General features: G+C 56.3%; 10 protein-coding genes. 1 reads left to right on the top strand and 9 read right to left on the bottom strand.

From position 1 onward, the window contains the following. A partial coding sequence (locus BLQ16_RS03020; protein WP_159427962.1) for an SDR family NAD(P)-dependent oxidoreductase occupies positions 1-482 on the bottom strand: 482 nt, incomplete at its 3' end. Between the two features lie 72 nt (positions 483-554). On the opposite strand from BLQ16_RS03020, the gene hslO reads away from it, so the two are divergent. Next, the gene (hslO, locus tag BLQ16_RS03015; RefSeq protein ID WP_091791268.1) at positions 555-1,454 is read left to right on the top strand and encodes an Hsp33 family molecular chaperone HslO; all 900 of its coding nucleotides are present in this window, start codon (positions 555-557) and stop codon (positions 1,452-1,454) included. A 27-nt stretch (positions 1,455-1,481) separates the two neighbouring features. Here the strand turns inward: hslO and recN are convergent, their stop codons facing one another. From recN to xseB, 8 genes are read right to left on the bottom strand one after another with little or no spacing between them, the layout of a single operon-like run. Further along, on the bottom strand, positions 1,482-3,143 hold the full coding sequence (gene recN / locus BLQ16_RS03010) for a DNA repair protein RecN (protein WP_159427961.1): 1,662 nt from the start codon (positions 3,141-3,143) through the stop codon (positions 1,482-1,484). A gap of 38 nt (positions 3,144-3,181) precedes the next feature. After that, positions 3,182-3,628 (bottom strand): arginine repressor, encoded by a 447-nt coding sequence (gene argR / locus BLQ16_RS03005; RefSeq protein WP_091791266.1) that lies wholly within the window; start codon positions 3,626-3,628, stop codon positions 3,182-3,184. A gap of 4 nt (positions 3,629-3,632) precedes the next feature. Continuing rightward, a complete protein-coding gene (locus tag BLQ16_RS03000; protein ID WP_159427960.1) occupies positions 3,633-4,505 on the bottom strand; it encodes an NAD(+)/NADH kinase in 873 nt (290 codons plus the stop codon). Positions 4,506-4,514: 9 nt separating this feature from the next. After that, positions 4,515-5,021 (bottom strand): hypothetical protein, encoded by a 507-nt coding sequence (locus BLQ16_RS02995; RefSeq protein ID WP_091791264.1) that lies wholly within the window; start codon positions 5,019-5,021, stop codon positions 4,515-4,517. Beyond that, positions 5,018-5,815, bottom strand: coding sequence for a TlyA family RNA methyltransferase (locus BLQ16_RS02990; RefSeq protein WP_091791263.1), 798 nt, complete (start codon positions 5,813-5,815; stop codon positions 5,018-5,020). The genes BLQ16_RS02995 and BLQ16_RS02990 overlap by 4 nt, the downstream gene beginning before the upstream one ends. After that, positions 5,808-7,697 carry a 1-deoxy-D-xylulose-5-phosphate synthase gene (gene dxs, locus BLQ16_RS02985; protein WP_423230814.1) on the bottom strand — a complete coding sequence of 630 codons (1,890 nt, stop codon included), beginning with the start codon at positions 7,695-7,697 and terminating at the stop codon, positions 5,808-5,810. The genes BLQ16_RS02990 and dxs overlap by 8 nt, the downstream gene beginning before the upstream one ends. A 3-nt stretch (positions 7,698-7,700) precedes the next feature. Then, positions 7,701-8,579: a polyprenyl synthetase family protein gene (locus BLQ16_RS02980; RefSeq protein WP_091791261.1), complete on the bottom strand. Its 879-nt coding sequence runs from the start codon at positions 8,577-8,579 to the stop codon at positions 7,701-7,703. Beyond that, positions 8,572-8,817, bottom strand: coding sequence for an exodeoxyribonuclease VII small subunit (xseB, locus tag BLQ16_RS02975; protein WP_091791260.1), 246 nt, complete (start codon positions 8,815-8,817; stop codon positions 8,572-8,574). Before xseB ends, BLQ16_RS02980 begins: the two co-directional genes overlap by 8 nt. Positions 8,818-8,820 lie beyond the last annotated feature (3 nt).

Genomic DNA, 8,820 nt, shown 5'->3' with positions numbered 1-8,820 from the left:
TCCACCGCCCCCTTAGAGGTGGAATAAGCCACTTCGCAGGAGGCCCCCCTGGCCCCCCAGATGGATGAAATGTTTAAGATGCTGCCATGTTTGGCGTGAATCAATTGGGGCAAGGCGGCCCGCACCATCAAAAAACTGCCCGTTACATTGACGGCTAAAATATCCTGCCAATGATCCATGTCCAAGTCCTGCAGCAAGCCATAATGGTCAATGCCTGCCGCATTCACCAAGGCATCCAGGGGCTCATGGTCCAAGAGCCGGTCAACCGTATCAAAAAGCCGCGCCACCGACCCTTCATCACGCACATCGACTTGGAGGGGAATGACCCGGTCACCACAATCCGCGGCCAATTGCTCCGCTTTTTCGGCATTGCGGTGGTAACCCACAAAGACCTGCCGGCCTTCCTTGGCCAATTCCCGGACAATGGCAGCACCAATGCCGCCGGTCCCCCCGCTGACCACCACTGCTTTTTTATTTCCCATAGGGCCCCCCTTGTTTTCATTACTGTCTTTTACGGTAAATAGAGTTGAGTGAACCATGAAAGGATGTTTGCCATGAACGATTATCAAATCCGCCTAACCGCTGCAAACGGAGAAATCCGAGCCTTTATTGCCAGCACCCGCGATACGGTTAATACCGCTGCCAGCCTTCACCAGACCAGCCCGGTCATGAGTGCCGCCCTGGGGCGCCTCTTAACCGCCACCGTCATGATGGGCACCATGCTCAAAGACGATAAGGACATGATTACCGCCGGCATCCGCGCCGACGGACCGGCAGGCGGCCTCTTGGCCACGGCCGACCGTCACGGTCACGTGAAGGGCTATGTGGGCAACCCGATCGCCGATGTGCCCAAGCGCCCGGACGGTAAGTTAAATGTGGGCGGCGTCATCGGCAAGGGCCGCCTGACCGTGAGCAAAGATATGGGTTCCCGGGAGCCCTACAACAGCACCGTTGCCTTGCGCAGCGGCGAAATTGCCGAAGACTTTACCTATTATTTTGCCCAGTCGGAACAAATTCCTTCGGCCGTGGCCCTGGGCGTCTTAGTGGACGTGGATTACAGCATCCGTCAAGCCGGCGGCCTGATTGTCCAGCTCATGCCCGGCGCCTCGGAAGCAACCATCGCTTATCTAGAAGAGAAACTGCAAGACCTCGGCGCCTTAACCGACCGATTTGACGCCGGCCAGACGCCTGAAGCCTTAGCGGAAGACCTCTTCGGAGAAATCGGTTACCAGCTGCTGGAGCAAACGCCCCTCAGCTGGCAATGCAACTGCAGCCGCGATAAAACGGAAAAAGCCCTGATTGCCATCGGCCGCAAAGAGCTCAGCACCCTATTGGCTCAAGACGGCAAGGCCGACCTCGAATGCCATTTTTGCACCGCAAGCTACCATTTCAGCGCTGATGATTTGCAAGCACTCATCGACAGCCTGCCGCCAGACCCCCCAGCGCTCGACTAAAGCAAAAAACGCCATTGACCGCAGCGGTCAGTGGCGTTTTTTCGCATTGCGGCGCATTTCTTCCGCGTGCTCCAGCTGCCACTCCGCCCGGCCGCCGAGCATTCTGGCAATTTCTGCGGTTTTGGCCGCATCTTCCAGGGTCTGGACCGTGGTATAGGTCGTCTGCCCGTCGGTATGTTTTTCGATAAAGTGGTGGCCATCCGCATAAGCGGCGATGGCCGGCGCGTGGGTCACGCAGATGACCTGGGCCCGGCGGGCAAGGGAGGCCAATTTTTTGGCCACCTCCATTAAGGTCAGTCCACCGATGCCGGTATCAATTTCATCGAAAATCAAGGTTTCCGTATCCTCTTGTGCCGTCAAGATGGTTTTAAAGGCCAGCATCAGGCGGCTCATTTCACCGCCGGATGCGGTTTCATGCAGGGGCAGGGGCGGCGAACCGGGATTGGCCTGCAGCATAAAAAGCACGGCGTCCGTGCCGCTGCTGTCCGCCCGTCCCTGGCCAAAATGGACGGAGAAGCGGGCATGGGGCATAGCCAAATCAGCCAGTTCTCCCTGCAGCCGTTCCGTTAACAAGGCTGCACACCGCCGCCGGCTCTCGCTCAAGGCCTTGGCCTGGTCCGCATAGTGACTGCGGGCTTCAGCATAAGCCGTCTGCAAGGCGGAAAAAGCAGCCTCATCATCCGCTTCCCTGGCCAAGAGGTCCTCCCAAACCGCCATCTGCCGGACCAGGTCGTCCGGGCTCATGCCGTAAGCCTGGCGCAAGCGATGAAAAACCGTCAAGCGGTCAGACAGGGTTTCCAACTCCGCCGCCGATCCGCCGCGATCAAGCTCGCCGGCCAGGGTCCGGGCCCCTTCCTGCACAGAAATCAGCGCGCTTTTCAGCTCTTTTGCCGTTACCCCCAGGGCCGCTTCCAATTGCGCCGCATCCTGCAACCGTTCCACAGCCCCGGTCAAAAGCGATTGGACGCTGGTATCATCGCCGTACAAAAGCCCGTAGGCTTCTTCCAAGTGGGCTTGAATCTCCAGCCGCTTTGCCAGATAAGCGTGCCGCCGACTGACTTCTTCTTCTTCGCCTTCCCGCAATTTCAACGGAGTTAATTCCGCCAAACTTTCTGCGGCCCGGCGCCGGTCAGCGGCCTCCTGTTCACGACCTTTCATCGCAGCTTTTAAATTTTTAGCCGCCCGGCGGGTTTGGCGGTGGGCCGCTTGAACCGCCTTTAAAAGGTCTTGGTGGCCGGCATCGCCGAGGCTATCCAAGAGCCTCAGCTGGTGGTCCGGGGCCAGCCAGTACAAATAATCGTGCTGACCGTAAATGCTCACCAAGCCCTGGGCCACATCCCGATACTGGCCCAAGCTGACCTGTCGGCCGTTGATCCGGCAGGTATTATGCCCGCTTTGACGGACTGTCCTGGACAGAACCAGGGGGGCGGTCTCGAAGCCTTGCGCTGCCAGCCCTTGCGCCACCGCACTGTCAGGCTCTACAGCAAAAACGCCTTCAACCAAGGCACCATCGGCGCCGTAGCGAATATCGCGCACATTCGCCCGTTCACCTAAAAGAAGGCCCATGGCATCGACAATAATGGATTTCCCGGCACCGGTCTCCCCGGTCAACACATTGAAACCGTGGTCGAAGGTCAGATGAATATCTTTGAGCAGGGCAAAATTTTGCACGGTTAATTCTTCAAGCACGGCGGGCCTCCTTTCTGGAACCGGTAAGGCATGGCGTCTTAATTGTTGATGTAGTGGTCTATGTAGCCGATAACGGTCGGCACTGCTTCCGTCGGTTTGCAAATCAGCATAATGGTATCATCTCCGGCAATGGTCCCAATGACTTCCGGCCAGCCCAGACGATCAATGGCGTAAGCAATGGTATTGGCATTACCCGGTGCCGTGTTCACGATGATCAGGTTTTCACTGCTGTCATAAGAAAGAATAAATTCCCGAAAGAGCATCCGCAGTTTGGCTTCAGTGGGGACACTGTCCTGGGACCGCCCGTACTTGTATTCATCGCCGCCAATGGGCACCTTGACCAGTTGCAACTCCTTAATATCCCTGGAAACCGTCGCCTGGGTAATCTGATACCCCTCTTGCCGCAAGAGTTCCGCCAATTCTTTCTGCGTAGAAATTTGTTGTTCCAGGACCAATTCTAAAATACGGCGTTGTCGTTTGTTCATAGTTCTACCTCGGCTTCCGTTCGTGGGTGTTCAGCATTTTCGTGTGCACCGCTTCAAAGAAGGGGTGTTTGCGCATATGCACCAGTTGAACCGTACTCGGCGCCCGCTCGACATGCAGGTGGTCGCCCAGCTGCATGCGCATGGGGTTGACCCCATCGGCGACCAAGTAAGCCCCGGCCCGGCCGCGCGTCAGGTAAACGTCCACCGAGGCGTTGGCCGGGATAATGATTGACCGCACGCCCATCAAATGAGCACAAATGGGGTTCACAATCAAACAATCTGTCCCGGGGTAAATCAAGGGGCCGCCGGCTGAGAAGGAATAGCCGGTGGAACCGGTCGGCGTCGCTATAATTAGCCCATCACCACGATAATGGTCCACCAGGGCATCGCCCATAAAAACATCCAGGGCAATGGTGTTGTCCAGGGGATCTCGGTTGATTACCACATCGTTCAAGCCGGTCATCTCGGCAATGATCTCCCCCTCCCGAATCAAAGACCCGGTGATTTTCATCCGCCGTTCAATGGAAAAATCGCCCGTCAAAATCCGGTCCAGCATCGGGAAAAAGTCATCTTCTTCCAGTTCGGACAGGAAGCCCAGATGCCCCTTATTGATGCCCAGCATGGGAATGGCCGCCCCGGCCAAATCTGTCGCCGCATGTAAAAAGGTGCCATCCCCGCCGATGACCAAAATAAGTTCCACCGTTTTTAGCAAGGCCCGCCGCTCCAGACGTTCAACCTTTTGGTTGCGGACATCACTGGCCTGGGTCGCATAAATATGAACATTGCGCGCAGATAATTCAGCAATAATCCGGTCGCACAAATCCTGGACCCCTTCGCGCTCAAAATTGGCATACAAACCAACGCTTTTTATCCCCAATTTTCTCACCTACCCCATGATAAAGATGAACAGCCACATCAGCCCAGCCCCGACAGCGGCACCGCCCAGCCAGGGTAAAAGACCGGTCCTGGTCGGTTCAAAGGCCACCTGACGCACCCGTTTTTTCTCCATATCTACAAATAAAATGCCATGCGGTCTAAAAATAGCCCGGTACTCCAGGAGCTGCCGTCTGACTGCCGCCAAATGCGGATTGGCCTGCTGGCCGCTCTTCACTTCAACAATATAGAAATGGCGCCCCTTGCGCACCCAATAATCCGCATGTAAAACCGTCTCTTTCGGCCGGTCGTCTACCCAATACCGTACCCGGCCCGTTTTTTGCCGGGCCAAGATATGGTAGCCGGCCGCCCTCAATAGGGCCTCAGCCTGACGCTCCCGTTTCTTACCCCGTGCCTGCCGCCGCTTCCCTTGAAAGCGTCGCAAGGCGCGCCCGCCGACAAGAACCAGGGCCAGGGCAATCAAGAGGGTCAGCAGCAGGACATCCCCCTGGGTCATCATGGAATGGTTGCACCCGCTGCCACCACCGACGGAATATCCGGCCTTACCGCCAAGTGGGCATCTTTGCTGAGCCAGAGCAAGTATTCCACATTGCCCGCCGGCCCACGAATCGGTGAGGGGGTCAGACCACGTGGATAAAGGCCTTCGTCCTCTGCCGCTGCCACCACCTTGGCAATCACCGCCTGATGGACGTCTAAGTCCCGCACCACGCCGTGTTTGCCGACATGCTCCCGGCCGGCTTCAAATTGGGGCTTAATTAAAGCCACCATTTGGCCATCCGGCTTTAAGATCTCGGCGGCTGCCGGGAAGATTTTCGTCAGCGAAATAAAGGACACATCTGTCGTCACCCAATCCATTTGCTCCGGAAAATCCGCCGCTGTCAAATAGCGCGCATTGGTTTGCTCCCGGCAGTCCACCTGGGGATGGGTCCGCAATTGCCAGACCAATTGATTGGTCCCTACGTCAATGGCGTAAACTTTGCGTGCCCCGTGCTGCAAGGCACAGTCAACAAAACCGCCTGTTGACGCGCCCAAGTCACAGACCGCCCCACCGGCTAAGTCCAGCTGGAAGGTCTTCACCGCTTCCTCAAGCTTCAGGCCGCCGCGGCTCACGTAGGGCAAGTCTTTGCCCAAGAGGCGAATGGACGCATCCGTTGGCACCTGGGTCCCGGCTTTATCAATTTTTTGGTCGTTGACCAGGACTTCCCCGGCCATAATCCGCTTTTGCGCCGCCTGGCGGCTGGCGAAAAGCCCCTGTTGCACCAAGACCACATCCAGTCGTTCTTTTTTAGCCATCGGCCCGGCATCCTTTCAGCCTGGCGGAAATTTGCGCCACCACGCCGTCCACATCCAGCTGAATGCTTTCCTTGAGCAAGTTGACATTCCCCGCTTCAATAAAGGCATTCGGAATGCCAATGCGGAGCATCGGTTTCACCAGGTCCTGGTCTGCTGCCCATTCACTGACTGCAGAACCAAATCCGCCAGCCAAAACGTTTTCTTCCAAGGTGACGACCAGGTCCGTTTCCCGGAAAACAGCCTCCAGCATTGTCATATCCAAGGGACTGACAAATCGGGCGTTGACCAGGCCCACCTCATAGCCTTGTTCACGGAGGCGGTCGGCGGCGGCTTGGGCGGTGGCGACCATGCTCCCTACGGCCAGCAAGGTCAGGTCCTTGCCCTGGGCAAGGACTTCGCTCTTGCCCGGCGGGATGTAGTCAAAAATGTCGGACGTCGCCGCACCGGGACCGGCACCGCGCGGATAGCGCAAGGCCACCGGTGTGCCATATTCAACGGCGGAATAAAGCATATTTTGCAATTCACGTTCATCTTTTGGCGCCATCACGGTCAGGTTGGGAATTAAGCGCAAGTAAGACAGGTCAAAAACACCGTGGTGGGTCGGCCCGTCTTCACCGACCAGACCGGCACGGTCCAAGGCAAAGACCACCGGTGCTTTCTGTAAGGCGCAATCGTGAATCAACTGGTCAAAGCCTCGCTGCATAAAGCTTGAATACAGGGCCAGGACCGGCTGCATCCCCTCCAAGGCCAAGGCTGTCGCCATGGTGGTGGCGTGGCCTTCCGCAATCCCAACGTCAAAAGCCCGGTCCGGAAAGACCTGGTTGAATTTGGCCACCCCGGTGCCTGAGCCCATGGCGGCGGTAATCGCACAAATGCGGTTGTTGCGCTTGGCCAGGGTAATCAGCGTATCGGCAAATACGTCCGTATAGGTGGGCTGCGTTTTTTGCTTTTTAGGTTGACCGGTTTCCACACAGAAGGGCCCGGTCCCGTGAAACTTATCGGGATTTTTTTCAGCCGGCCCATACCCCTTGCCCTTTTTAGTGATCACATGGATGAGGACAGGCCGGCGCAAGCCCTTGGTATTCTCAAAGACTTGCCGCATGGCGGAAATATCATGTCCGTTGATGGGGCCGTAATACTTGAAGCCCAATTCTTCAAAAAAACTGCCCGCTACAAGCATGTACTTCATGGTATCTTTCAGCCGGTCTGCCATGTCTGCCATGCGCGAACCGACCGTCGGAATGCGGTTTAAAAAATTATCCAAATCTTCCTTGGCCCGCTGATAACCGGGGTCAGACCGCAAGCGGGTCAAGTAGTCGGCTAAGCCGCCTACATTGGCGTCAATGGACATATCGTTGTCATTTAAGATGACCTTCATGTTGAGCTGCAAGTGACCTGCGTAATTAAGGGCCTCAAAAACTTCTCCCCCGGTTAAAGCCCCATCACCAATAACGGCAATGACTTCATTTTTTTCCTGGCGCAAGTCCCGGGCCAGGGCAAAGCCTGTGGCCGCCGACACCGACGTTGACGCATGCCCGGTGCCGAAAGTATCGTAAGGGCTTTCCGCCCGTTTGGGAAAGCCGCTCATGCCCTGATAGGTGCGCAGGGTATCAAAGAAGGCGTCATTGCGCCCGGTCAAGAGCTTATGCACATAGGACTGGTGCCCCACATCCCAAATAATTTTATCCTCCGGGGCATTAAAAGCGGCGTGCAGCGCCAGTGTTAATTCTACGGCGCCCAAGTTTGGCGCTAAATGACCGCCGTTTTCCGATGTGACCCGGATCAAGCGTTGGCGAATTTCAGCGGCCAATTGCTTCAATTGATCTGCGGATAGTTTCCGCAAGTCTTTCGGTTCATGAATAGAATTCAGCAGCATTGCCATCTCCTAACTCTGACGTGCCAATATTTTGGATGCAATATAGGCCAGTAAACTGCCGTCACCCGTCAGATCCTTTAAGGCACTTAAGGCCTCATTCACCGCTTGCTCTGCCAGCTCGCGACTCTTGTCCAAGCCCAGGAGCGCCGGGTAGGTGGCCTTGTCACTTTTGGCATCTGAGCCGGCGTGTTTCCCCATGACCACTTCATCGCCAACCACGTCCAAAATATCATCGGTAATTTGAAAAGCCAAACCCAAGGCCCGGCCGTAGGCGCTCAAGGCAGCCATGCTGGCCTCATCCGCCTGGCCTAAAATCCCGCCCATCCGGCAGGCGGCCAAAATCAAGGCCCCTGTCTTATGCCGGTGAATCCACTGCATATGGTCAAGACCAATGGCTTCCCCTTCACTCAATACGTCTTGCGCCTGACCGGCAACCATGCCGCGAATGCCGGCGCCTTCAGCCAATTCACGCATAAGGGCCGCTGCCACAGGCGTATCACCACAGGCCCGGGCAAGCATGGAAAAGGCTTCGGTCAATAAACCATCACCGGCTAAAATCGCCATGGCTTCGCCGTATACCACATGGTTGGTGGGCTTGCCCCGGCGCAAATCGTCATCGTCCATGCCCGGCAAGTCATCATGAATCAACGAATAGGTGTGGACCAGTTCAATGGCGCAGGCCGCGTCTAAAACCTGGGCGGTCGTTTTCCCGCCGACCGCTTCACAGGCTGCCAGGACCAAAACAGGGCGGAGCCTTTTCCCACCGGCCAAGAGGCTGTAGCGCATCGCTTCATATAGGCGGTCATTGAACTTGTCATCGGTCATCAGCAAGCCTTCCAAATGACTGGTTACCTGCGCTGTTTTTTCTGCCATTGCCGCTTTACTCATACCTTCCCCCTTCTGCCGGATCCACCGCCGACAAACTGCCGTCAGCTTGTAATATTTCTATTTTTTCTTCCACTGTGGCCAGCTTTTGCTGGCAAACAGCCGCCAGGGCCATGCCCCGCTGGTAATGCGCCAGGGCATCCTCCAGTGGAATGTCACCTTTTTCCAAAGCGTTCAAAACGGTATCCAACTCTGCCAATGCCGCTTCGAAGCTGATGTTTTCCGATTTTGCCTTGTCCATGAA

The sequence above is a fragment of the Peptococcus niger genome (genome assembly GCF_900101835.1).
In the GTDB taxonomy this organism is placed as follows: domain Bacteria; phylum Bacillota; class Peptococcia; order Peptococcales; family Peptococcaceae; genus Peptococcus; species Peptococcus niger.
This window is presented reverse-complemented; position numbering and strand designations above follow the sequence as displayed.

Excerpts from the sequence above, each read along its gene's own strand:
- BLQ16_RS02995 (WP_091791264.1), bottom strand. The coding sequence starts at position 5,021 with ATGATGACCCAGGGGGATGTCCTGCTGCTGACCCTCTTGATTGCCCTG.
- xseB (WP_091791260.1), bottom strand. The coding sequence starts at position 8,817 with ATGGACAAGGCAAAATCGGAAAACATCAGCTTCGAAGCGGCATTGGCA.
- BLQ16_RS02980 (WP_091791261.1), bottom strand. The coding sequence starts at position 8,579 with ATGAGTAAAGCGGCAATGGCAGAAAAAACAGCGCAGGTAACCAGTCAT.
- dxs (WP_423230814.1), bottom strand. The coding sequence starts at position 7,697 with ATGGCAATGCTGCTGAATTCTATTCATGAACCGAAAGACTTGCGGAAA.
- hslO (WP_091791268.1), top strand. The coding sequence starts at position 555 with ATGAACGATTATCAAATCCGCCTAACCGCTGCAAACGGAGAAATCCGA.
- argR (WP_091791266.1), bottom strand. The coding sequence starts at position 3,628 with ATGAACAAACGACAACGCCGTATTTTAGAATTGGTCCTGGAACAACAA.
- BLQ16_RS02990 (WP_091791263.1), bottom strand. The coding sequence starts at position 5,815 with ATGGCTAAAAAAGAACGACTGGATGTGGTCTTGGTGCAACAGGGGCTT.